Origin of the sequence: Crenobacter caeni, from assembly GCF_010435965.1 — a bacterium.
In the GTDB taxonomy this organism is placed as follows: Bacteria; Pseudomonadota; Gammaproteobacteria; order Burkholderiales; family Chromobacteriaceae; genus Craterilacuibacter; species Craterilacuibacter caeni.
On record NZ_JAAGAA010000010.1, the window covers coordinates 127,660 to 150,010 of the forward strand.

General features: G+C 65.5%; 20 protein-coding genes. 5 read left to right on the forward strand and 15 right to left on the reverse strand.

Annotated elements, in window-relative coordinates; translation table 11 throughout:
* Positions 1 to 40 precede the first annotated feature (40 nt).
* From pflB to pta, 4 genes are read left to right on the forward strand one after another with little or no spacing between them, the layout of a single operon-like run.
* Positions 41 to 2,275 carry a formate C-acetyltransferase gene (gene pflB / locus GZH52_RS11995; RefSeq protein WP_163316751.1) on the forward strand — a complete coding sequence of 745 codons (2,235 nt, stop codon included), beginning with the start codon at positions 41 to 43 and terminating at the stop codon, positions 2,273 to 2,275.
* A gap of 53 nt (positions 2,276 to 2,328) precedes the next feature.
* Positions 2,329 to 3,087, forward strand: coding sequence for a pyruvate formate-lyase-activating protein (pflA, locus tag GZH52_RS12000; protein WP_163316700.1), 759 nt, complete (start codon positions 2,329 to 2,331; stop codon positions 3,085 to 3,087).
* Positions 3,088 to 3,113: 26 nt separating this feature from the next.
* A complete protein-coding gene (locus GZH52_RS12005) occupies positions 3,114 to 4,325 on the forward strand; it encodes an acetate kinase (RefSeq protein ID WP_163316701.1) in 1,212 nt (403 codons plus the stop codon).
* Between the two features lie 57 nt (positions 4,326 to 4,382).
* A complete protein-coding gene (gene pta, locus GZH52_RS12010) occupies positions 4,383 to 6,470 on the forward strand; it encodes a phosphate acetyltransferase (RefSeq protein WP_163316702.1) in 2,088 nt (695 codons plus the stop codon).
* Positions 6,471 to 6,767: 297 nt separating this feature from the next.
* Here pta and glmS read toward each other — a convergent pair whose 3' ends face one another.
* The 14 genes from glmS to GZH52_RS12080 all read right to left on the reverse strand — a co-directional run bounded on the left by glmS (position 6,768) and on the right by GZH52_RS12080 (position 20,442).
* Positions 6,768 to 8,597 (reverse strand): glutamine--fructose-6-phosphate transaminase (isomerizing), encoded by a 1,830-nt coding sequence (gene glmS, locus GZH52_RS12015; protein ID WP_163316703.1) that lies wholly within the window; start codon positions 8,595 to 8,597, stop codon positions 6,768 to 6,770.
* 15 nt (positions 8,598 to 8,612) lie between these two features.
* Complete coding sequence (locus GZH52_RS12020) at positions 8,613 to 9,386, reverse strand: DeoR family transcriptional regulator (protein ID WP_163316704.1); 774 nt, start codon at positions 9,384 to 9,386, stop codon at positions 8,613 to 8,615.
* A gap of 125 nt (positions 9,387 to 9,511) precedes the next feature.
* Complete coding sequence (glmU, locus tag GZH52_RS12025; protein ID WP_163316705.1) at positions 9,512 to 10,876, reverse strand: bifunctional UDP-N-acetylglucosamine diphosphorylase/glucosamine-1-phosphate N-acetyltransferase GlmU; 1,365 nt, start codon at positions 10,874 to 10,876, stop codon at positions 9,512 to 9,514.
* A gap of 82 nt (positions 10,877 to 10,958) precedes the next feature.
* Positions 10,959 to 11,381: a F0F1 ATP synthase subunit epsilon gene (locus tag GZH52_RS12030; protein ID WP_136552558.1), complete on the reverse strand. Its 423-nt coding sequence runs from the start codon at positions 11,379 to 11,381 to the stop codon at positions 10,959 to 10,961.
* 14 nt (positions 11,382 to 11,395) lie between these two features.
* A complete protein-coding gene (gene atpD, locus GZH52_RS12035) occupies positions 11,396 to 12,793 on the reverse strand; it encodes a F0F1 ATP synthase subunit beta (protein WP_136552556.1) in 1,398 nt (465 codons plus the stop codon).
* 40 nt (positions 12,794 to 12,833) lie between these two features.
* On the reverse strand, positions 12,834 to 13,700 hold the full coding sequence (atpG, locus tag GZH52_RS12040) for a F0F1 ATP synthase subunit gamma (RefSeq protein ID WP_163316706.1): 867 nt from the start codon (positions 13,698 to 13,700) through the stop codon (positions 12,834 to 12,836).
* 36 nt (positions 13,701 to 13,736) lie between these two features.
* The gene (gene atpA, locus GZH52_RS12045; protein WP_136552552.1) at positions 13,737 to 15,281 is read right to left on the reverse strand and encodes a F0F1 ATP synthase subunit alpha; all 1,545 of its coding nucleotides are present in this window, start codon (positions 15,279 to 15,281) and stop codon (positions 13,737 to 13,739) included.
* 8 nt (positions 15,282 to 15,289) lie between these two features.
* Entirely contained in the window at positions 15,290 to 15,826 is a 537-nt protein-coding gene (locus GZH52_RS12050) for a F0F1 ATP synthase subunit delta (protein ID WP_136552550.1), read from the reverse strand.
* Between the two features lie 7 nt (positions 15,827 to 15,833).
* Positions 15,834 to 16,304, reverse strand: a complete 471-nt coding sequence (locus tag GZH52_RS12055; protein WP_163316707.1) for a F0F1 ATP synthase subunit B — start codon at positions 16,302 to 16,304, stop codon at positions 15,834 to 15,836.
* A gap of 55 nt (positions 16,305 to 16,359) precedes the next feature.
* Positions 16,360 to 16,647 carry a F0F1 ATP synthase subunit C gene (atpE, locus tag GZH52_RS12060; RefSeq protein ID WP_136552546.1) on the reverse strand — a complete coding sequence of 96 codons (288 nt, stop codon included), beginning with the start codon at positions 16,645 to 16,647 and terminating at the stop codon, positions 16,360 to 16,362.
* A 58-nt stretch (positions 16,648 to 16,705) separates the two neighbouring features.
* Positions 16,706 to 17,515, reverse strand: coding sequence for a F0F1 ATP synthase subunit A (atpB, locus tag GZH52_RS12065; protein ID WP_163316708.1), 810 nt, complete (start codon positions 17,513 to 17,515; stop codon positions 16,706 to 16,708).
* Positions 17,516 to 17,517: 2 nt separating this feature from the next.
* Positions 17,518 to 17,886 carry an ATP synthase subunit I gene (locus tag GZH52_RS12070; RefSeq protein WP_163316709.1) on the reverse strand — a complete coding sequence of 123 codons (369 nt, stop codon included), beginning with the start codon at positions 17,884 to 17,886 and terminating at the stop codon, positions 17,518 to 17,520.
* A 376-nt stretch (positions 17,887 to 18,262) separates the two neighbouring features.
* Positions 18,263 to 19,270, reverse strand: a complete 1,008-nt coding sequence (locus GZH52_RS12075; RefSeq protein WP_163316710.1) for an ornithine carbamoyltransferase — start codon at positions 19,268 to 19,270, stop codon at positions 18,263 to 18,265.
* A 176-nt stretch (positions 19,271 to 19,446) separates the two neighbouring features.
* Positions 19,447 to 20,442: a TDT family transporter gene (locus GZH52_RS12080; protein ID WP_203525736.1), complete on the reverse strand. Its 996-nt coding sequence runs from the start codon at positions 20,440 to 20,442 to the stop codon at positions 19,447 to 19,449.
* Positions 20,443 to 20,566: 124 nt separating this feature from the next.
* On the opposite strand from GZH52_RS12080, the gene GZH52_RS12085 reads away from it, so the two are divergent.
* Complete coding sequence (locus GZH52_RS12085) at positions 20,567 to 21,454, forward strand: LysR family transcriptional regulator (RefSeq protein ID WP_163316711.1); 888 nt, start codon at positions 20,567 to 20,569, stop codon at positions 21,452 to 21,454.
* Positions 21,455 to 21,499: 45 nt separating this feature from the next.
* Here the strand turns inward: GZH52_RS12085 and GZH52_RS12090 are convergent, their stop codons facing one another.
* The gene (locus GZH52_RS12090) at positions 21,500 to 22,351 is read right to left on the reverse strand and encodes a ParB/RepB/Spo0J family partition protein (protein WP_163316712.1); all 852 of its coding nucleotides are present in this window, start codon (positions 22,349 to 22,351) and stop codon (positions 21,500 to 21,502) included.

Consider the following 22,351-nt stretch of genomic DNA (forward strand, 5'->3'; position numbering starts at 1 on the left):
AATCTCCAAGGAGCGCACCGTGGAAGCGATCAACCAGAACATGCTGTCGGCCGACCCGTGGCGCGACTTTGCCGTCGGTGAATGGCAAAGCCGTGTCGACGTGCGCGACTTCATCCAGCGCAACGTCACCCCGTACCAGGGCGACGACAGCTTCCTCGCCGACGCCACCGCGCGCACCCGCGGCATCTGGGACACACTCTCCGTCCTCCTGAAAGAAGAACGTGAACGCGGCGTGCTCGACGTGTCCGCCGACCGCGGATCCAGCATCACTGCGCACGCGCCGGGCTACATCGACGAGCAAAACGAAGTGATCGTCGGCCTGCAGACCGACGCGCCCTTGAAACGTGCGATCATGCCCAACGGCGGCCTGCGCATGGTCGAGAACGGCCTCGCAGCGTTCGGCTTCAAGATCGACCCGCTGGTGAAGGAAATCTGGGAGAAGTACCGCAAGAGCCACAACCAGGGCGTGTTCGATGCGTACACCCCCGAGATCCTCGCCGCGCGCAAGTCCGGCGTGATCACTGGCCTGCCCGACGCCTACGGCCGCGGCCGCATCATCGGCGACTACCGCCGCGTCGCGCTCTATGGCGTCGACTTCCTGATGGCCGAGCGCAAGCGCGAATGGATGGCGCTGAAGAGCCCGATGACCGACGACGTAATCCGCCTGCGCGAAGAGTGCTCCGAGCAGTACCGCGCGCTCGCCGAACTCAAGGTGATGGCGGCAAGCTACGGCTTCGACATCGCCCGTCCGGCCACCTGCGCCCGCGAAGCGGTGCAGTGGAGCTACTTCGCGTACCTGGCCGCGGTGAAGGAGCAGAACGGCGCGGCGATGAGCTTCGGCCGCGTATCGAGTTTTATCGATATCTACATCGAGCGCGACCTCAAGGCCGGGACGCTCACCGAGGACGCCGCGCAGGAGATGATCGACGACCTGGTGATCAAGCTGCGCATCGTGCGTTTCCTGCGCACCCCGGAGTACGACGCACTGTTCTCCGGCGACCCGACCTGGGTGACCGAATCGATCGGCGGCATGGGACTGGATGGCCGCACGCTGGTCACCAAGTCGAGCTTCCGCTTCCTGAACACCCTCTACAACCTCGGCCCGGCGCCGGAGCCGAACCTGACCGTGCTGTGGTCGACCCAGTTGCCGCGCGGCTTCAAGGACTTCTGCGCCAAGGTCTCGATCGACACCTCGGCCATCCAGTACGAGAACGACGATTTGATGCGGCCGAAGTGGGGCGACGACTACGGCATCGCCTGCTGCGTGTCGGCGATGGCGATCGGCAAGCAGATGCAGTTCTTCGGCGCGCGCGCCAACCTCGCCAAGGCGCTCTTGTACGCGATCAACGGCGGCGTCGATGAAAAGAGCGGCGCCGTGGTGGCTCGCGGCTTCGAGCCGATCAAGGGCGACGTGCTCGACTACGAAGAAGTGATGGCCAAGTTCCTGCCGATGATGGACTGGCTCGCCAAGACCTACGTCGACGCGCTGAACATCATCCACTACATGCACGACAAATACGCGTACGAGCGCATCGAGATGGCGCTGCACGACCGCGACATCCTGCGCACCATGGCCTGCGGCATCGCCGGCCTGTCGGTGGCCGCCGACTCGCTCTCCGCGATCCGCCACGCCAAGGTACACGTGGTGCGTAACGAGGAAGGCCTCGCCGTCGACTACAGGATAGAGGGCGACTACCCGGCGTACGGCAACAACGACGACCGTGCCGACAGCATCGCGGTGTGGCTGACCGAGACCTTCATGGACAAGATCAAGGCGCAGCCCTACTTCTACAGGGGCGCGACGCCGACCCAGTCGGTGCTGACCATCACCTCCAACGTGGTGTACGGCAAGAAGACCGGCAACACGCCGTGCGGCCGCCGCGCGGGCGAGCCGTTCGCGCCGGGCGCCAACCCGATGAACGGCCGCGACGTGAAGGGCTTCGTCGCCTCCGGCGCGTCGGTCGCCAAGCTGCCGTACGACGCCGCGCTCGACGGTATCAGCTGGACGGCGTCGGCGACGCCGGACGCGCTGGGCCACTCGCCGGAAGAGCGCATCCGCAACCTCGCCAACTGCCTGGACGGCTTCGCGGCGGCCGGCGGCTTCCACGTCAACGTCAATGTGTTCGACCGCGACACGCTGCTTGACGCGATGGCGCACCCGGAACAGTACCCGCAGCTGACCATCCGCGTGTCCGGCTACGCGGTGAACTTCGTCAAGCTCACCCGCGAACAGCAGCTTGACGTGATCAACCGTACCTTCCACGGCCGCATGTAAGCGGTCCGGGCGGCACTCCTCGCGGGTGCCGCCTGCTTCAGGAGCCCCCCCGAATGGACACGTCCGCCCAGCCCCCCGCTGCCGACACCATCGGCTATCTGCACTCGGTCGAAACCGGCGCCGCGGTGGATGGCCCCGGCGTACGCTTCGTCTATTTCGTGTCCGGCTGCCAGTTCCGCTGCCTGTACTGCCACAACCCGGACACCTGGAAGCTGCACCACGGCCGCAAGGTCTCGGTCAGCGAAGCACTCTCCGAACTCAAACCCTACGCTGGTTTCCTGCGTTTTGCCGGCGGCGTCACCGTCTCCGGCGGCGAGCCCCTGATGCAGCCCGACTTCGTGCACGGCCTGCTCTCGGGCGCCAAGGCGATGGGGCTGAATACCGCGCTCGACACCCAGGGTTTCCTGCATGAAAACGTCGACGACGTCTGGTTCGACGTGGTCGACCTGGTGCTGCTCGACATCAAGCACAGCGACCCCGCGCAATACCAGGCGCTCACCGCGCAGCCCTTGCAGCCTACGCTCGACTTCGCACGCCGCCTCGCGCAGCTGGGCAAGAAAATGTGGATCCGCTACGTGCTGGTGCCCGGGCTGACCGACGGCTTCGACGACGTCGAGCGGCTGGCGGGCTTTGCCGCTTCGCTCGGCGACGCGGTCGAGCGCGTCGAGGTGCTGCCGTTTCACAAGCTGGGCGAAGCCAAATGGGCCGAGCTTGGCATGCCCTACACGCTTGCCGACACCCCGGCGCCGCCGCCGGAACTCACCGAACGCGTACGCGGGCAGTTCCGCAGCCGCGGGCTAAACGTCCACTGAATACCCTATTGTTGACTGAATCCGACATGACCGATTCCCTCATCCTGGTGATCAACTGCGGCAGCTCGTCGCTCAAATTCGCCCTGCAGCCGGTTGCCGGCGGCACTCCGCTGCTCTCCGGCCTCGCCGAATGCCTGGGCACCAGCGACGCCCGCATCACCGTCAAGCAGGCCAGCGGCAAGGAAAAGTACACGCTGCAGGGCGGCGCGCACGACGCGGCGCTCGAAAGCGTGATCGGCCATCTCCGCGCACAGGGCATGCTCGAACGCGTCGCGGCCGTCGGCCACCGCGTGGTGCACGGCGGCGAGCGCTTCAACGGCTCGGTGCTGATCGACGACGAGGTGGAAGCCGCCATCGAATCGTGCATCCGGCTCGCACCGCTGCACAACCCGGCCAACCTGCTGGGCATCCGCGTCGCCCGCCAGGCGCTGCCGGCGCTGCCGCAAGTCGCCGTGTTCGACACCGCCTTCCACCAGAGCATGCCGCGCGCGGCCTATTTGTACGCGCTGCCGATGAAGCTCTACCGCGAACACGGCGTGCGCCGCTACGGCATGCACGGCACCAGCCACCGCTTTGTCGCGGCCGAAACGGCGAGCATGCTGAAGCTGCCGGCCGAGCACGGCATCGTGATCGCGCACCTAGGCAACGGCGCGTCGGCCACCGCGGTGAAAAACGGCGTCAGCGTCGACACCACCATGGGCATGACCCCGCTGGAAGGGCTGGTGATGGGCACCCGCTCCGGCGACATCGACCCGGGCAGCATCGCGTATATCGCCGAACGCCTCGGCCTCGACCTCGCCGGCGTCGATGCGCTGCTCAACAAGCAGTCTGGCTTGCTCGGTCTGTCCGGCCTCTCCAACGACTGCCGCACGCTGGAAGATGCGGCGGCCGAAGGGCACGAGGGCGCAAAAATCGCGCTGGAAGTGTTCGCGCACCGTCTGGCCCGCCATATCGGCGGCCTGGCCATGTCGCTCGACCGCGTCGACGCGATCGCCTTTACCGGCGGCATCGGCGAGAACTCGTCGCTGCTGCGCCAGATGACCTGCGCACACCTGAAGGCGCTCGGCGTCACCCTGGACAGCGCCGCCAACCAGCGCTGCGTGCGCGGCAAGGCCGGCCGCATCGACGCGGGCCAGGGCCCCGCCGTCGCGGTGGTGGCGACCGACGAGGAAGGCATGATCGCCCTCGACACCGCCCGCCTGGCCGGCCTCGCCAGCCTGAGCGCGCTGGCCGCCTGACCCTTGAACCCGGAAGTCTTGCCGCCCGCACCGCGCCGCGGCCAGACGGAGCCCGACATGAACCTCCCCGTGCAAAGCAAGATCCTGTTCCTGGCCCCGGTCGGCACCGATATCGGCTTGTCGTCGATGGCGCTTGGGCTGGTGCGCGCGCTCGAGCGCGACGGCATCCGGGTCGGTTTCGCCAAGCCGATCAGCCAGGCGTCCAAGTCGCTGGGCACACCCGACCTGTCCGTCCATTTCGCGCAGACGCTGTGCGGCATCGACGTGCCGCCGGCCATCTCCTTTGACGAGGCCGAACAGTTGCTGCGCGCAGGCCGCGGCGAAGAGCTGATGGAAGAAGTGGTCCAGCGCGTCGCGGCGGTGCGCGCGCAGTTCGACGTCGTCATCGTCGAAGGCCTGCTGACCACCAGCGAGCAGACCATCGCGCCGCAGCTGAACATCGAGCTCGCGCGCAGCCTGACCGCCGACCTGGTGCTGGTCGCCTCGGCCGCCCGCCGCACCGCACGCGAACTGGTAGAAGGCATCGAGCTGGCGCAGCGCCCCTACCTCGACGCCGGCCTGTCCGCAGCCGCCGCCGTCATCGTCAACAAGCTGCCGGCGGGCGCCGAAGGCCAGCCGTTAGCCGAAGACCTGTTGCGCAGCCGCGGCACGCTGCCGGTGATCGCCTGTGTGCCGTTCGAGGCGTCGCTCAACGCACCACGCCTGCTCGACGTGGCCGCCCCGCTCGATTTACGCATCGAACACCTGGGCAACGCCAACCGCTTGCGCGTGCACGAGATCGTGGTGGCGGCCCGCTCGGTTGAAAAGATGGCCGACCGTCTGCGCCCGGGCGCGCTGGTGGTCACCCCGGGCGACCGCTCCGACGTGGTGCTGGCCACTGCGCTGGCCACCCTGCGTGGCGTGCCGCTGGCCGGCCTGCTCTTGACCTGCGGCGAAGGCATCTCGCCGTGCATCGTGCCGCTGGTACAACCGGCCAAGCTCGCCGGCCTGCCGGTGCTGACCACCCATCTCGATACCTTCGAGACCAGCGCGCTGCTGGCCCGCCTGCCAAGCTACGTGTCGCGCGAAGACGCCGAGCGCATGGAGCAGGTCATCGAATTCGCCGCCGAGCGGATCGACACCAGCGCCCTCAAGCAGAAGATCGGCGAGCCGCGCGAGTTGCGCATGCCGCCGCCGGCGTTCCGCCACCTGCTGATCGGCCAGGCCCGCGCCGCGGGCAAGCGCATCGTGCTGCCCGAGGGCGACGAGCCGCGCACGCTGAAAGCCGCGGTAATTTGCCAGCAAAAGGGCATCGCCCGCTGCGTGCTGCTGGGCAAGCCCGAGCGCATCCGCGAAGTCGCCGATGCACAGGGCCTGACCCTGCCCTCCGGCATCGAGATCATCGACCCGGAGCAGGCGCTGCACCGCTACGTCGCGCCGATGGTCGAATTGCGCAAGGCCAAGGGGCTGACCGCGCCGCAGGCGGAAAAGCTGCTGGAAGACACGGTGGTGATGGGCACCATGATGCTGGCGCTGGGCGAAGTCGACGGCCTAGTTTCCGGCGCCGTGCACACCACCGCCAATACCGTGCGTCCGGCGCTGCAGCTGATCAAGACCGCACCGGGTGCGTCGATTGTCTCCAGCGTGTTCTTCATGCTGATGCCCGACCAGGTACTGGTCTACGGCGACTGCGCGATCAACCCGGACCCGAGCGCCGAGCAACTGGCCGACATCGCGATCCAGTCCGCCGACTCCGCCCTCGCCTTTGGCCTTGAGCCGCGCGTCGCGATGATCTCGTACTCGACCGGCGCCTCAGGCTCGGGGGACGACGTCGAGAAGGTTCGCGCAGCCACCCGCATCGCCCGCGAGAAGCGCCCCGGCCTCTTGATCGACGGCCCGATGCAGTACGACGCGGCGTCGGTGGAAAGCGTCGGCCGCCAGAAGGCGCCGGACAGCCCGGTCGCCGGTCGCGCCAACGTGTTCGTGTTCCCCGACCTCAACACCGGCAACACCACCTACAAGGCCGTGCAGCGCTCGGCCGGCGTGGTATCGGTCGGCCCGATGCTGCAGGGGCTGAGAAAGCCGGTGAACGACCTGTCGCGCGGCGCGCTGGTCGACGACATCGTCTACACCATCGCGCTCACTGCGATCCAGGCCGCCCAGTAAACCGCACGCGCGGAACGGCGGAAGCCGGTCTGAACCGGGGGGCTACCTGGGCAAGCCGGCGAACATCCTGCCGGCCACGATAGCAACCGTGTCGAGCGCATCCACACCCTCGGTGAAGCGCTGCAGGTGGTGCTGGACAGGCAAGCCTGGTTCGAGCTCTACGAACTGGCCGAAGGCCAGCCGGTCCCCTGAACGCCAAAGGGCCTGCCGACAGGCAGGCCCTTCTCTCATCCGCCAACCGGAACCCCCAGGCGGCGCCGCGTTGTCACGGCGCCAGCTGTGGCCCGGTACGTCGGCTTACTCGACGGTCACGCTCTTGGCGAGGTTGCGCGGCTTGTCGACGTCGGTGCCGCGCGCGAGCGCGACGTGGTAGGCCAGCAACTGCACCGGGATCGCGTGGACGATGGGCGACAGCACGCCGACGTGCCGCGGCGTGCGGATCACGTGCACGCCGTCGCTCTCCTCGAAGTGGCTGTCGAGGTCGGCGAACACGAACAGCTCGCCGCCGCGCGCGGCGACTTCCTGCATGTTCGACTTCACCTTCTCGAGCAGGCTGTCGTTCGGCGCGATCACCACCACCGGCATGTTCTCGTCGACCAGCGCCAGCGGGCCGTGCTTGAGTTCGCCCGCCGGGTACGCCTCGGCGTGGATGTACGAGATTTCCTTGAGCTTGAGCGCGCCTTCCAGCGCGATCGGGTAGTGCAGGCCGCGGCCGAGGAACAGCGCATCGTTCTTGGCGGCGAAGCGCTCGCTCCACGCCTTGATCTGCGGCTCCAGGTTCAGCGCATGCTGGATCGAGCCGGGCAGGTGGCGCAACTCGTCGATCAGGCGTGCCTCGTCGGCCGCGCCGATGCGGCCGCGCTGCTTGCCCAGCAGCACGGCGAGCGCGAACAGCGCAACCAGCTGGGTGGTGAACGCCTTGGTCGACGCGACGCCGATCTCGGCGCCGGCGCGGGTGAAGAACACCAGGTCGGACGCGCGCGGGATCGCGCTCTCGCGCACGTTGCAGATCGACAGCGCCCAGCGGTGGCCCAGTTCGCGCGCGTATTTGAGCGCCTCCATGGTGTCCAGCGTCTCGCCGGACTGCGAGATGGTGACCACCAGGTGCTCGGGGTCGGCGCAGGCGGCGCGGTAGCGGTACTCGCTGGCGATTTCGACGTCGCACGGCAGCCCCGACATCGCCTCGATCCAGTAGCGCGCGGTCAGGCCGGCGTAGTAGCTGGTGCCGCAGGCGAGGATCTTCACCCCGCGCACCTGCGGCAGGATCTCGCCGGCCTTGTGGCCGAACAGCCGCGGCTGGAAGCCAGCGTCGACCAGCGCTTCCAGCGTGTCGGCGATCGCCTTGGGCTGCTCGTGGATTTCCTTCTGCATGAAGTGGCTGTAGGGCCCGAGTTCGAGCGACGCCAGCGACACGTCGGATACATGTACCGGGCGCTCGGCGACAAAGCCGGCGTGGTCGGTGATGGTCACGTCGTCGCGGGTGAGCAAGCCGACGTCGCCCTCCTCCAGGAACACCACGCGGCGGGTTGCCGCGATCACCGCCGAGACGTCGGAGGCGATGAAGTTCTCGCCGTCGCCCAGGCCGACCAGCAGCGGGCAGCCCATGCGCGCACATACCAGCTCGTCGGGGCGATCGCGCGCGATCACGCCGATCGCGTAGGCGCCGGTCAGCTCGCGCACCGCCTTCTTCACCGCCGCGTACAGGTCGTGCCCCGCGCGGTAGTGGTGCTCGACCAGATGCGCGATCACCTCGGTGTCGGTTTGCGAGGTGAACACGTAGCCGGCGGCCTTCAGTTCGGCGCGCTTGGCCTCGTGGTTCTCGATGATGCCGTTGTGCACGACGGCGATCAGGCCGTTCGACACGTGCGGGTGCGCGTTCGGCTCGGTCACGCCGCCGTGCGTCGCCCAGCGGGTGTGGCCGATGCCGAGCATGCCGTCCAGCTGTTCGGCGTGCGCGGCGTTCTCCATCTCGGCGACGCGGCCGACGCGGCGCACGCGGCGGATCTCGTCGCCGGCGAGCACGGCGACGCCCGCCGAGTCGTAACCGCGGTATTCGAGGCGCTTGAGGCCATCGACCAGCATCGGCACCACATTGCGACGGGCAATCGCCCCCACGATCCCACACATAGGCTTCTCTCCTGACTAGTTGCCGTCCGCGCCGGCCACGACCAGCGTGACCCCGTGCGCACGGATCGATTCACGGGCCGACGGCGGCAGCGCGTCGTCGGTCACCAGCGTATGAATGCTCGTCCAGGGCAATTCCAGGTTCGGAATGCGCCGGCCGATCTTGTCCGACTCGACCATCACCACCACCTCGCGCGCGACGCCGGCCATTACCCGTGACAGGCCGACCAGTTCGTTGAAGGTGGTGGTGCCGCGCGCCAGGTCGACGCCGTCGGCGCCGATGAACAGCTGGTCGAAATCGTACGAGCGCAGCACCTGCTCGGCGACCTGCCCCTGGAAAGACTCCGAATGCGGGTCCCAGGTGCCGCCGGTCATCAACAGCGTCGGCTCGTTTTCCAGTTCGCGCAAGGCCGCGGCGACGTTCAGCGCGTTGGTCATCACCACCAGCCCCCGCTTCTGCCCCAAGAGCGGGATCATCGCGCGGGTGGTGGTACCGCTGTCGACGATGATGCGGTTATGGTCGCGGATGCGCGCCGCGGCGGCGCGCGCGATGGCGAGCTTTCGTTCCGAAACGCCGGCGCCGTCGGCGCCGACCATCTCGGCCGGCAGCGCGACCGCGCCGCCGTAGCGGCGCAGCAACAGGCCGCCGGTTTCCAAGAGCGCAAGATCCTTGCGGATGGTCACTTCCGAGGTGTCGAAGCGGCGGGTCAGCGCGTCGACGCTGACTTCGCCCTGCTCCTGCACCAGCGCGACGATCGCGTGCCTGCGCTGCTGGGTGTTTCGTTTGGTCACCGTTATCTTTCGGTTCGAAAGTTATCGGACTATAGCAGCGCAACATGCCCTCTGCAAGGCTGGCCCACCGCTCCAATGCAAAACGCCCTGCTCGCGGGCAGGGCGTTGGGGCGGAGAGCGCTGGCTCAGCCCTTCTTCTGCGGGCGGCGCCAGCCGGCGATGGTGGTTTGCCGTGCGCGGGCGACGGTCAGCGCGCCCGCCGGCGCGTCCTTGCTGATCACCGAGCCGGCGCCGATGGTCGCGCCCGCCTCCAGCGTCACCGGCGCCACCATCATGGTACCGGAGCCGACGAACACGTCGTCGGCGATCACCGTGCGGAACTTGTTCACGCCGTCGTAGTTGCAGGTGACCGACCCCGCGCCGACATTCACGCGCGCGCCGATCTGGGCATCGCCGATATAGGTAAGGTGGTTGACCTTGGACCCCTCCCCGACCGTACTCTTCTTCACTTCGACGAAGTTGCCGATATGCACGTGCGCGGCGAGCTCGGCGCCCGGGCGCAGCCGCGCGTACGGGCCGATGCGGCAGGCTTCGCCGACCACCGCGTCTTCCAGGTGCGAGTAAGGCGCGATGCGGGTGCCGGCGGCGACCTTCACGTTCTTGAGCACACAGTAGGCGCCCACTTCGACGCCCTCGCCAAGCTCGACTGCGCCTTCGAACACGCAGCCGACGTCGATCTGCACGTCCTGGCCGTGCGCGAGCGTGCCGCGGATGTCGATGCGCGCCGGGTCGGCCAGCGTGACGCCGTTGGTGAGCAGCGCCTCGGCCTGCGTGCGCTGCAGCACACGCTCGAGTTCGGCCAGCTGCACCTTGTTGTTGACGCCGGCCGCCTGCCAGCTGTCGGCGACCTTCATGCCGTGCACGCGCACGCCGTCGCGGCGCGCCAGCGCGATCACGTCGGTCAGGTAGTACTCGCCCTGCGCGTTGCCGTTCTTCAATTCATCCAGCCAAGCTCCGAGGCGCGCGGTCGGCAGCACCAGCATGCCGGTGTTGATTTCTCGGATCGAGCGCTGCGCCTCGGAGCAGTCCTTGTCCTCGACAATCGCCTCGATCGCGCCGTCGGCACCGCGCACGATGCGGCCGTAGCCGGACGGGTTGGCCAGCTCGTCGGTGAGCAGCGCCACTTCGTCACCGGCCAGCGCGACCAGCTCGGAGAGCGTCCCGCTCAGGGTCAGCGGCACGTCGCCGTACAGCACCAGCGTGCGGCCGCTCGCGGGCAGTTCGGGCAGCGCCATCTTCAGCGCGTGGCCGGTGCCCAGCTGCTCGGCCTGCAGCGCCCAGGCGAGGTCCGCGTCACGCACCGTCTCGCGCACCATCTCGCCGCCGTGGCCGTAGACGACGACCAGGCGCGACGGCGACAGCGTGCGCGCGGTGGCGATCACCCGCGCGAGCATCGGCGAGCCGCCGATCTTGTGCAGCACCTTGGGGAGACGGGAATACATGCGCTTGCCCTTGCCGGCAGCGAGGATGACGACGCTCAGAGGGTTCATGAGGTAAACAGAATCCGTAAAAACGAGAAAAGGCTGCCACTTGCGTGGCAGCCCCGAATATACACCATTCAGGTGCGCAACCTTAGCGGGTACGCCGCTTCAGGTAGTCGAGCGCCTTGAGCTCGGCGATGGCGACGGCCAGAGCCGCCTGTGCCTTCGCCGTGTCGCGGTCGTCGCCGGACTTGCGGATCGCCTCTTCGGCCACCCGCTTCGCCTCGTTCGCACGCGCCTCGTCAAGGTCGGCACCGCGGATTGCGGTGTCGGCCAGCACGGTCACCAGCGTCGGCTGCACTTCCATCATGCCGCCGGACACCGCGACCAGCACTTCTTCCTTGCTGCCCGGCGCCGTCAGGCGCAGCACACCCGGCTTGATACGCGTCAGCAGCGGTACGTGGCGCGGGTAGATACCGACTTCGCCCTCGGCGGCCGGAGCCACCAGGAACTCCGCCTCGCCCGAGTAGATCAGCGCTTCCGAGCTGACCACTTCCACCTGCATCAGTGCCATAAGCCGTCTCCTTATCAGTTAAGGGTCTTGGCTTTTTCTGCGGCTTCTTCGATGCCACCTACCATGTAGAACGCTTGTTCCGGCAGATGGTCGTATTCACCCGAGAGAATGGCCTTGAAGCCCTTGATGGTTTCCTTGAGCGGCACGTACTTGCCCGGAGAACCGGTAAACACCTCGGCCACGTGGAACGGCTGCGACAGGAAACGCTGGATCTTACGCGCGCGGTACACGACGAGCTTGTCTTCTTCAGACAGTTCGTCCATGCCCAGAATCGCGATGATGTCGCGCAGTTCCTTGTACTTCTGCAGCGTGGTCTGCACGCCGCGCGCCACGGTGTAGTGCTCGTCGCCGACGACCAGCGGGTCCAGCTGGCGGGAGGTCGAGTCGAGCGGGTCCACCGCCGGGTAGATACCCAGCGAAGCGATGTCACGCGAAAGCACGACGGTCGCGTCAAGGTGCGCAAAGGTGGTCGCCGGGGACGGGTCGGTCAAGTCATCCGCCGGTACGTACACGGCCTGGATCGAGGTGATCGAGCCGGTACGGGTGGAGGTGATGCGTTCCTGCAGACGGCCCATTTCCTCGGCCAGCGTCGGCTGGTAACCCACCGCGGACGGCATACGGCCCAGCAGCGCGGACACTTCGGTACCGGCCAGCGTGTAACGGTAGATGTTGTCCACGAAGAACAGCACGTCACGGCCCTTGCCGTTCTCGTCCTTCTCGTCGCGGAAGTGCTCGGCCATGGTCAGGCCGGTCAGCGCGACGCGCAGACGGTTGCCCGGCGGCTCGTTCATCTGGCCGTACACCATCGCCACCTTATCGAGGACGTTGGAGTCCTTCATCTCGTGGTAGAAGTCGTTGCCCTCACGGGTACGCTCACCCACGCCGGCGAACACGGACAGACCCGAGTGCGCCTTGGCGATGTTGTTGATCAGCTCCATCATGTTCACGGTCTTGCCGACACCGGCACCGCCGAACAGGCCGACCTTACCGCCCTTGGCGAACGGGCACAGCAGGTCGATCACCTTGATGCCGGTTTCCAGCAGCTCGGTGGCGGCCGACAGTTCGTCGAACTTCGGGGCGCTCTGGTGGATGGCGCGACGCGCGTCGGTACCGACCGCACCGGCTTCGTCCACCGGGTTGCCCAGCACGTCCATGATGCGGCCCAGGGTTGCCTTGCCGACCGGCACCGAGATCGGTGCGCCGGTGTTGGCCACTGCCATGCCGCGCTTCAGACCATCCGAGCTGCCCATGGCGATGCAACGGACCACGCCGTCGCCCAGCTGCTGCTGGACTTCGAGCGTCAGGTCAACGTCGACCAGCTTGAGGGCATCATAAACCTTTGGCATGGCGTCGCGCGGAAACTCCGCGTCGATCACCGCGCCAATGATTTGTACGATTTTGCCTTGGCTCATTATCGTTCCTAAACTCAGTAAACTTTTACGGACGCGCCACTTAGACGGCGGCGGCACCGGCGACGATTTCCGACAACTCGGTCGTGATCGCAGCCTGGCGCGACTTGTTGTACACAAGGCGCAGCTGCTTGATCGCGTTACCGGCGTTGTCGGTCGCTGCCTTCATCGCCACCATCCGCGCGGCCTGCTCGGACGCCGAAGTCTCGGTCGCAGCCTGGTAGACCACCGACTCGATGTAGCGGCGCACCAGGAACTGCATCACGTCGACCGCGCTCGGCTCGTACAGGTAATCCCACGAGTGCGAATGGTCGACCACCATCAGTTCCGGCGTCAGCGGCAACAGCTGCTCGAGCGCCGGTTCCTGCTTCATCGTGTTGATGAAGCGCGGATAGATGAGGTAGACAGCGTCCAGCTCGCCCTCGGCGTACTTCTGGAACAGCACCGTCAGCGGACCGATCAGTTTTTCCATGCGGGGCGTGTCGCCCAGCTGGACCGCGCTCGACACCACGTTCTGGCGCGTACGCTGGCTGGCCGCGAGGCCCTTCTGGCCGAGTGCGCAGACGTCGACTTCGACGCCCGCCTCGTTCAGTTCCTTCACCTTGGCGTAGAAGCGCTTGAGCGTGTTCACGTTCAAGCCGCCGCACAGACCCTTGTCCGAGGTGATCAGGATGATGCCAGCGCGACGGACCTGATCGCGCTTCGCAAGCAGGGGGTGCTCCAGGTCAGTATTGGCCTGGGCAAGGTGCGCCATCACCGCACGCACCTTTTCGGCATAAGGACGCGCAGCACGCATGCGTTCCTGCGATTTGCGCATCTTCGAGGTCGACACCATCTGCATCGCGCGGGTGATCTTCTGCGTGTTCTGCACGCTTCGGATCTTGGTGAGAATCTCTTTGCCGACTGCCATATCTGAACCTTTCTTTAAACAGCGTTAGCGAAAGGCTCAGTTAAAGCTGTAGCCGGCCTTGAACGATTCCATCGCCTTGACCAGGATCTGCTCGTTGTCGCCCGACAGGTCGCCCTTGGCGTCGACTTCCTTCAGCAGTTCGGCATGGTTGGCGCGCACGTAAGCCAGGAAGCTCGCTTCGAAGGCCAGCGCCTTCTTCACCGGGACGTCCTCGTAGCAGCCCTTGTTCACCGCCCACAGGGTCAGCGCCATTTCGGCGACCGACAGGGTGGAGAACTGCTTCTGCTTCATCAGTTCGGTCACGACTTCACCGTGCGCCAGCTGCTTGCGGGTCGCCTCGTCGAGGTCGGACGCGAACTGCGCGAACGCGGCCAGTTCACGGTACTGGGCGAGCGCCAGACGAATACCACCGCCGAGCTTCTTGATCACCTTGGTCTGCGCGGCACCGCCGACGCGGGACACCGAGATACCGGCGTTGATGGCCGGACGGATGCCCGAGTTGAACAGGTCGGTTTCCAGGAAGATCTGGCCGTCGGTAATCGAGATCACGTTGGTCGGAACGAACGCGGACACGTCGCCGGCCTGGGTCTCGATGATCGGCAGCGCGGTCAGCGAACCGGTCTTGCCGGTCACCTTGCCGTCGGTCAGCTTGGCCACTTCGTCTTCGTTGATGCGCGATGCGCGCTCCAAGAGACGGGAGTGCAGGTAGAACACGTCGCCCGGGTAGGCTTCGCGGCCCGGCGGACGGCGCAGCAGCAGCGAAATCTGGCGGTAGGCGACAGCCTGCTTGGACAGGTCGTCGTACACGATCAGCGAGTCTTCGCCGCGGTCGCGGAAGTATTCGCCCATCGCGCAGCCGGAGTACGGTGCGATGTACTGCAGCGCAGCCGCTTCGGAAGCGGTGGCCGCGACGATGATGGTGTGGCCCATCGCGCCGTGCTCTTCGAGCTTGCGCACCACGTTGGCGATCGACGAAGCCTTCTGGCCGATGGCGACGTAGATACAGATGACGCCGGTGCCCTTCTGGTTGACGATGGCGTCGAGGGCGACGGCGGTCTTACCGGTCTGGCGGTCGCCAATGATCAGCTCACGCTGGCCACGGCCGATCGGCACCATGGAGTCGATCGACTTCAGGCCGGTCTGCATCGGCTGCGACACCGACTGACGTGCGATCACGCCCGGAGCGATCTTTTCGATCGGCGAGAACTGCTGGGCAGCGATCGGGCCCTTGCCGTCGATCGGACGACCCAGCGCGTCGACCACGCGGCCGACCAGTTCCGGACCAACCGGCACTTCCAGAATGCGGCCGGTGCACTTGACTTCGTCGCCTTCGGAGATGTGCTCGTACTCGCCCAGCACCACGGCGCCGACCGAGTCGCGCTCCAGGTTCATGGCGAGGCCGAAGGTGTTGCCCGGGAATTCGAGCATTTCGCCCTGCATCACGTCCTTCAGGCCATGGATGCGAACGATACCGTCGGTCACGGAAATCACCGTACCCATGGTACGGGCTTCAGCGCCTTCAGCCAGGTTCTGGATCTTGGCCTTGATCAGATCGCTGATTTCAGAGGGGTTCAACTGCATGATCTCTCCTAATTCTTGAGGCTTGCCGCCATTGCGTGCAGTTTGCCGCGAACGGAAGCGTCGATGACGTCATCGCCGATCAACACCCGGACACCGCCGATCAGGTCGGGGTCCACACGCACGTCAAGGCGTACGGTCTTGCCGTACTTCCTGGAAAGCGTCTGGGTGAGTTCGGACTTCTGCGCGTCGTCCAGCGGGAAGGCGCTCTCGGCCACGGCCTCGAGTACCCCCTCGGCTTCGGCCTTCAGGAGTTCAAACTGATTGGCAATTTCCGGCAGCAACAGCAGGCGTCCGTTCTCGATGAGGGCAGCGAGGAAGTTCTTCACTTCCTCGGAGCCGCGCTCACCCAGCACGTCCAGCAGCAGTGCCTCAACCTCTTGAGCGGTATGTTTCGGGTCGGTCAGCGTATCGGCGACGCCCGGGGTTTTCACCATGGCAGCCAGCCAGGACAGTGCCTCGGACCAACGGTCCGTGGACTTCTGTTCACTGGCGAGGCTGTATACCGCTTCGGCATAGGGCCTTGCTACGGTAGTAAGTTCTGCCATGAGCTGATTACAACTCCGCTTTGATGGAGGCCAGCAGATCGGCGTTCTTGGCCGAATCGATCTCGCGGCGCAGGATCTTCTCCGCACCGGCGACGGCGAGGACGGCGACCTGCTCGCGCAGGACCTCCTTCGCGCGCAGGGTTTCCTGCTCGATTTCGGCTTTGGCGTCGGCCACGAGCTTCGCGCCTTCAATGCGCGCTGCGTCCTTGGCTTCTTCCACGATCTGGTTGGCACGTTTTTCGGCAGCCAGCATGATCTCGGTCGACTGCTGCTTCGCCTTGCGGATTTCGTCCGCAACGCGCTGCTCGGCAGCCTCGAGATCCTGCTTGCCACGTTCGGCGGCAGCCAAGCCATCTGCGATGCGCTTGGCACGCTCATCCATCATGTTGGTAAGCGGAGGCCAAACAAACTTCATGGTGAACCACACCAGGATGGCGAAAGTGATCGCCTGACCCAGTAGTGTTGCGTTGAATTCCACGCTTGTTTTCCTCCAGATGAGTGACTTACAACAACCAACAATCCCGTTTCAGGGATTAAGCGCCCAGAGCGGCCAGTGCAGCGGCGAGGAACGGGTTGTTGAAGGTGTACAGCATCGCAACACCCACGCCGATCATGGAGATCGCGTCAAGCAGACCGGCGATGATGAACAGCTTGGTCTGCAGAACCGGGATCATTTCCGGCTGGCGAGCGGAGGACTCGAGGAACTTGCCGCCGAGGATGGCGAAGCCCAGAGCGGTGCCGATGGCACCCAGACCGATGATCAGAGCAGCTGCCAGAACGGTCATCGACTGGATCTGGGAAATCAGAGCAAGTTTTTCCATTTGGATATCTCCTGAAGCTAATACAAGGATGGTTGGTGAAACGGTTTGAAAAATCGGTTTAGTGCTTCTCGACCGCGAGGCTCATGTACACGATGGTCAGCATCATGAACACGAAGGCCTGCAGGGTGATCACCAGGATGTGGAAGATCGCCCACGGCGCGCCGAGGATCCACTGCGCGCCCCACGGCAGCAGCGCGATCAGGATGAAGATCAGTTCGCCGGCGTACATGTTGCCGAACAGACGAAGCGACAGCGAAATCGGCTTGGCGACCAGTTCGACCATCTGGAACGCGAAGTTCACCGGGGCGAGGATGGCAACCAGCACCGGGCTGTGGGCGTGGAACGGCGCGGTCAGCAGTTCCTTGCCCCAGCCGCCCAGGCCCTTGGCCTTGATCGAGAAGCCGATGATGCAGAACATCACCGAGATCGACATCGCGAAGGTCGCGTTGACGTCGGCGGACGGCACGACACGGAAGTAGACATGGTGCGGGTCGGCGCCGAAGAAGGTGTAGCCGATCCACTGCGCGGCCATCGGGATCAGGTCCACCGGCAGCAAGTCCATGAAGTTCATCAGGAACACCCAGCAGAAGATGGTCAGCGCCAGCGGGGCCAGCACCTTGCTCTCTGCGTGGAAGATTTCCTTCACCTGCGTGTTGACCATCTCGATGATGGACTCGACAAACAGCTGCAAGCGCCCCGGGTTTTCCAGCTTCGCGTTGCGCGCGACCATCGCGAACACCCCGACGAAGATGAAGCCCAGAATCAGCGAGACGGAGAAGGTATCGATATGAAACGACCAGAAACCCTCGTGCGAAGACTTCCAGAACGTCAGGTGGTGCTTGATGTAATCAGTTGCGTTGCCTGCCATCGCTATTTCTCGGTTTTGATTAGAAGCCCAAACCAGTAGGCGAGCACCACCAGCGCGTAGCTGGAAAAGTAGGCCGCCACCGATAAATCCTTGAAAAACAGAAGGACGACTACAAATATCAATAGGGTGAGCGCGAACTTCGCCGCTTCAGCCTTGTAGTGCGCCTTCATCAGTACTGCAGGGGACGCCCGCCTGACGGCGTACGCGACCCGGATGTAGAGCAGTGCCGGCACGATCGCCGTCAGCCCGCCCATCAGGGCGGAAACCACGGCGGACACATCTCCGGACGACCATACCGCCGCCACGGCGACGGCCACCACCGTCAGCTTGCACTGCAACCACACGACGCGCTTTATTTCCGGCCTGACCATAGTGCACATCGTCTGAAAAATCGCACGATTATAGGCACCGCATCAAAATGACGTCAACAAATGACGGCTAATACAGACGCACTGCAGCATACACGATTTTTCCACGCTGGCGCCGACCTCTGCAGGCTGCACCGCCCTCGCAGGCAATCTTCTAATATTCGAAAGTCATCACCTTCAGGCGCGACCTGCATGCGCATCGACTCCGCGCCGGAACACGCATCCACCATCACGCCTGCGGATGCGCTCAGAGTGATTCGCCACCTGCCCGCCTCTGCCATTTCCCTTCAGCCGGCAAGACGGAAAAGAGGCGTCCCGCACGGCATGCGGGACGCCCGTCTGTCGCCCATGCCCACGGGCGACGTCTCAAGCGGGAAGATCAGCTACCCATGGTGGCGACCATGATCGCCTTGATGGTGTGCATGCGGTTTTCCGCCTGTTCGAAGGCCAGGCTGGCCGGACTTTCGAACACGTCGTCGGTCACTTCGATGCCGTTGGCGAATTCCGGGTACTGGGCGGCGATCTGCTTGCCGACCTTGGTGTTCGAGTTATGGAACGCAGGCAGGCAGTGCATCAGCTTGATGTGCGGGTTGCCGGAAGCGGCCATCAGCGCGGCGTCGACGCGGAACGGCTTGAGCAGCGCGATGCGCTCGCCCCACCGCTCCATCGGCTCGCCCATCGATACCCACACGTCGGTGTGGATGAAGTCGGCGCCCTTGACCGCGGCCTTCGGGTCATTGGTCACCAGCAGACGCGCGCCGGAGGTCTTGCAGATTTCCTGGCACTGCTTGACCAGCTCGGCGTCCGGCTCCAGCCCCTTCGGCCCGGCGATGCGCACATCCATGCCCATCAGGCAGCCGATCACCATCAGCGAGTGACCCATATTGTTGTGGGCGTCACCGACGTAGGCGTAGGCGATCTGCCCCATCGGCTTGTCGCAGTTCTCGGTCATGGTCATCACGTCGCACAGCATCTGGGTCGGGTGCCACGCGTCGGTCAGGCCGTTGAAGACCGGTACGCTCGAGTACTTGGCCAGCTCCTCGACGTCTTCCTGCGCGAAGCCGCGGAACTCGATGCCGTCGTAGAAGCGGCTGAGTACGCGCGCGGTGTCGGCGATGCTTTCCTTGTGGCCCAGTTGCGAGCTGGTCGGGTCGATGTAGGTCACATGCGCGCCCTGGTCGTGGGCCGCCACTTCGAACGAGCAGCGGGTGCGGGTCGAAGTCTTCTCGAAGATCAGGGCGACATTCTTGCCGACCAGACGCTGCACCTCGTTGCCGGCGTACTTGGCACGCTTCAGGTCGCGCGCCAGGTCGAGCAGGTATTTCAGCTCGCGCTGGGTGAAGTCCAGCTCTTTCAGAAAATGACGGTTTTTCAGGTTGAAAGCCATTTTGACGCTCCTTGAGATAAAACTTCCAGTTGCACCCGCTAAAGGCGGGCGACCAAGCCCCACCAGAGAGTCATCCACTTCCCGACGCTCGGCAAAGACGACTCAATATGGAAATTCAGTTATCTACTAATGTATTTATAGCAGCAGGTTTTACGGCCGCCACCCCGTACGCCCTCTCAGTGGCGGACCAGATGCGCGATCAGGTAATGGTGCAGGTACTTCCAGGCGACAAAGCCCACCACCAGCGCGGCGACCAGCAATTCGAAATCGGCCAGCGCGTGCACTTGCGCCACATACTCGGCACCCAACCCCCACGCACCCAGCTGAACCGCCAGCTTGTAGAGCGCGGTCGCGCCGATCACCAGCGGAAAGGTAAAGGCTGCGTAGGCAGGCGAAAACGGCAGGCGCATCAGGCGCAGGAAGAACAGGTAGATCACGCTGGTCATCAGCACCGCGATCCCGGCCAGCAGCCCCACCAGCAGGAACGAAGGCTGTTGCACCACGGTCAGGTAACCGGCGAGACCCAGGCTGGCCGGCGCGGCCAGGATCGCCAGCGTGGGCTTGGCCTGGTCGGGCACCTCGCTGGCAAACACCAGGCGGTAGATCATCACCGGCAGCATCAACAGGTAGCAGCCCAGCCCGAAGGCGATCAGCGATTGCGCCAGCCACAGCAGCGAACCGCCCGGGAAGCTGACCGCTGCGACGATGATGCCTACCGGCGGCACGAACCAGCTGGGCACCATATGGTGCAGACGGAAGTCGCGGGCACGGTGCCAGACAAAACTCGCCAGGAATACCAGATGCAGGGCGATGGCCGACAACCAGACCGTCAGCGCCAGCGGCAGCGAGAACAGCGAAATTGCCTTGGAGACGACCATCAGCGCCATCGCCATGGTCGGCACCACACTGCCGACCACCGGGTGCGCCAGGTCCTGACGCAACAGTTGCGGCGCGTGGATAAACTTGAAGAGCAGCGACAATAGCAGCACGCTGGCGATGCCGGCACCGGCCAACTGGAACAGGCCGCCGGCGGGCATGAAGTTCTCCCAGCACCAGCCCAGACTGGCAATGCCCAATGCCAGACCGCCCATCGGCGTCGGAATGGCACACAGGCAGTCGTGCCAACGGGCGTTGTCCGCCAGCCTGGCCGGTTGATGCAGAGTCGTATGCATGCTGAGCTCCTTGAAATGCGGGACATCCGTCGGATGCCTGCCGCGCTGCTTTCGATGCACACACTGTACGACCGGCCAAAAATAAATAAAATCTGGATGTTTTTTACATGGCGTAAATATTAAATTGACAACACACCTGACCCTGCGCCAACTACAAGCCTTCCTCGCCGTCGCCCGACTGGGCTCGCTCGCGCCCGCCGCCGAGGAACAGGGCCTGAGCCGCGCGGCACTCAGCCAGTCCCTGCAGGAGCTGGAGCGCCAATTGGGCGCGACGCTGTTCGACCGCAGCGGCTACCGCCTGCGCCTGAACGCTGCCGGCGAGACGCTGTTGCCGCTGGCGGACGAGTTGCTGACCCGCGCGCAGCAGATCGAGCAGCAGTTTTCCCGGGCAGACGCGCTGCCGACCCGGCTGCGCCTGGGTGCCAGCGACACCATCGGCAACTACCTGCTGCCGCGGCTGGTGGCCGAGCTGATGGCGCGCTTTCCGGACGTGCAAGTCCAAGCCGAGATCCACAACAGCCAGGCGCTATGCGCCCAGCTGCAACGCTACGAGCTGGACCTGGCGCTGATCGAGGGAGAGGTGCTGGACCAGGGGTTGACGGCCACGCCCTGGCAAGAGGACGAATTGTGGGTGATCGCACCACGCGACTGGGCATGGCCACAGGGGGAAGGCGCAGGCTGGGCGGCGCTGGGCAAGCAGCGCTGGATCATCCGCGAGCCGGGCTCCAGCAGCCGGGTGCAGTTCGAGCAGCTCGTGCTGCCGCTGCTGGGTGAAACGCCTGCCACGCTGACCTTCAACACCAGCGAAGCGATCGTGCACGCGGTCGGCGCCGGGCTGGGCTGCGCGCTGGTTTCGTCGCTGGCGGTGCGGGAGCGGGTGAATGATGGCGAGCTACTCAGGCTCTCACTGCCGCTCAGGTTCAGCCGGCCCTTGACGGTGGTCCGTCTGGCCAGCCGCTACCTCGCGCCAAGAGCGGCCGAGGTGCTGGGCTGGCTGAGCGGCAAGACCTGAAAAAAGCCGCGCCTGCCCGCAGGCAAGGCGCGGCGGACGAGAGGCTTACTCGCCGTGCTGCAGGCGGCCGATGATCCCGTCCAGCTCGTCGAGCGACGAGTACTCGATAGTCATCTTGCCGCAACCACCCTTGCCCGGGCGAATCGCGACCTTGGCGCCGAGGCGCTCGGACAGCGTCTCGCACAGCCTGGCGACGTCGGGGTCGGCGTGCTTGCGCGCTGGCGCGGCGGGCGTCACGGTGTCCGCCAGTTGCTGGATGCGGCGCTCGACTTCGCGCACCGACCAGCCGTTGGCGACGGCGAGCTGGGCAAACTCGACCTGCGCAGGCGCCGGCAGCGCGAGCAGCGCGCGCGCGTGCCCCATCTCCAGTTGCCGCACGTGCAGCAGGTGCTGCACCGACTCGGGCAGCTGCAGCAAGCGCAGCAGGTTGGACACCGCGCTGCGCGAGCGGCCGACCGCGCCGGCCGCCGCGTCGTGGGTCAGCCCGAATTCCTTGATCAGGCGGGCAAGGCCCCTGGCCTCCTCGATCGGGTCGAGCTCCTGGCGCTGGATGTTCTCGATCAGCGCCATCGCCATCGCCGCCTCATCGGGCACGCTGCGCACCACGGCCGGAATCTCGGTAAGTCCCGCGCGCTGGCTGGCGCGCCAGCGCCGCTCGCCGGCGATCAGCTCGTAGTCGCCGAGGCCAAGCTCGCGCACCACCACCGGCTGGATCACGCCCTGCGCGCGGATGGAGGCGGCCAGTTCTTCGAGGGCCGTCTCGTCCATATGGGCGCGCGGCTGGTAGCGTCCGGGACGGATGCTGGTGACCGGCAGCGTCAGCAGGCGGTCGTCGGCCGGGTCGGCGTTGGCCAGGAGCGCGTCCAGGCCGCGCCCCAGTCCTTTCAGTTTCTTCAT

Bases quoted from the DNA above. Each gene is read 5' to 3' on its own strand.
- atpE (WP_136552546.1), bottom strand. From the start codon at position 16,647: ATGGAAAAACTTGCTCTGATTTCCCAGATCCAGTCGATGACCGTTCTG.
- GZH52_RS12050 (WP_136552550.1), bottom strand. From the start codon at position 15,826: ATGGCAGAACTTACTACCGTAGCAAGGCCCTATGCCGAAGCGGTATAC.
- pta (WP_163316702.1), top strand. From the start codon at position 4,383: ATGAACCTCCCCGTGCAAAGCAAGATCCTGTTCCTGGCCCCGGTCGGC.
- GZH52_RS12030 (WP_136552558.1), bottom strand. From the start codon at position 11,381: ATGGCACTGATGCAGGTGGAAGTGGTCAGCTCGGAAGCGCTGATCTAC.
- GZH52_RS12070 (WP_163316709.1), bottom strand. From the start codon at position 17,886: ATGGTCAGGCCGGAAATAAAGCGCGTCGTGTGGTTGCAGTGCAAGCTG.
- GZH52_RS12080 (WP_203525736.1), bottom strand. From the start codon at position 20,442: ATGCATACGACTCTGCATCAACCGGCCAGGCTGGCGGACAACGCCCGT.
- atpB (WP_163316708.1), bottom strand. From the start codon at position 17,515: ATGGCAGGCAACGCAACTGATTACATCAAGCACCACCTGACGTTCTGG.
- GZH52_RS12075 (WP_163316710.1), bottom strand. From the start codon at position 19,270: ATGGCTTTCAACCTGAAAAACCGTCATTTTCTGAAAGAGCTGGACTTC.
- atpA (WP_136552552.1), bottom strand. From the start codon at position 15,281: ATGCAGTTGAACCCCTCTGAAATCAGCGATCTGATCAAGGCCAAGATC.
- pflA (WP_163316700.1), top strand. From the start codon at position 2,329: ATGGACACGTCCGCCCAGCCCCCCGCTGCCGACACCATCGGCTATCTG.
- atpG (WP_163316706.1), bottom strand. From the start codon at position 13,700: ATGGCAGTCGGCAAAGAGATTCTCACCAAGATCCGAAGCGTGCAGAAC.
- GZH52_RS12005 (WP_163316701.1), top strand. From the start codon at position 3,114: ATGACCGATTCCCTCATCCTGGTGATCAACTGCGGCAGCTCGTCGCTC.
- pflB (WP_163316751.1), top strand. From the start codon at position 41: ATGCTGTCGGCCGACCCGTGGCGCGACTTTGCCGTCGGTGAATGGCAA.
- atpD (WP_136552556.1), bottom strand. From the start codon at position 12,793: ATGAGCCAAGGCAAAATCGTACAAATCATTGGCGCGGTGATCGACGCG.
- glmU (WP_163316705.1), bottom strand. From the start codon at position 10,876: ATGAACCCTCTGAGCGTCGTCATCCTCGCTGCCGGCAAGGGCAAGCGC.
- GZH52_RS12090 (WP_163316712.1), bottom strand. From the start codon at position 22,351: ATGAAGAAACTGAAAGGACTGGGGCGCGGCCTGGACGCGCTCCTGGCC.
- glmS (WP_163316703.1), bottom strand. From the start codon at position 8,597: ATGTGTGGGATCGTGGGGGCGATTGCCCGTCGCAATGTGGTGCCGATG.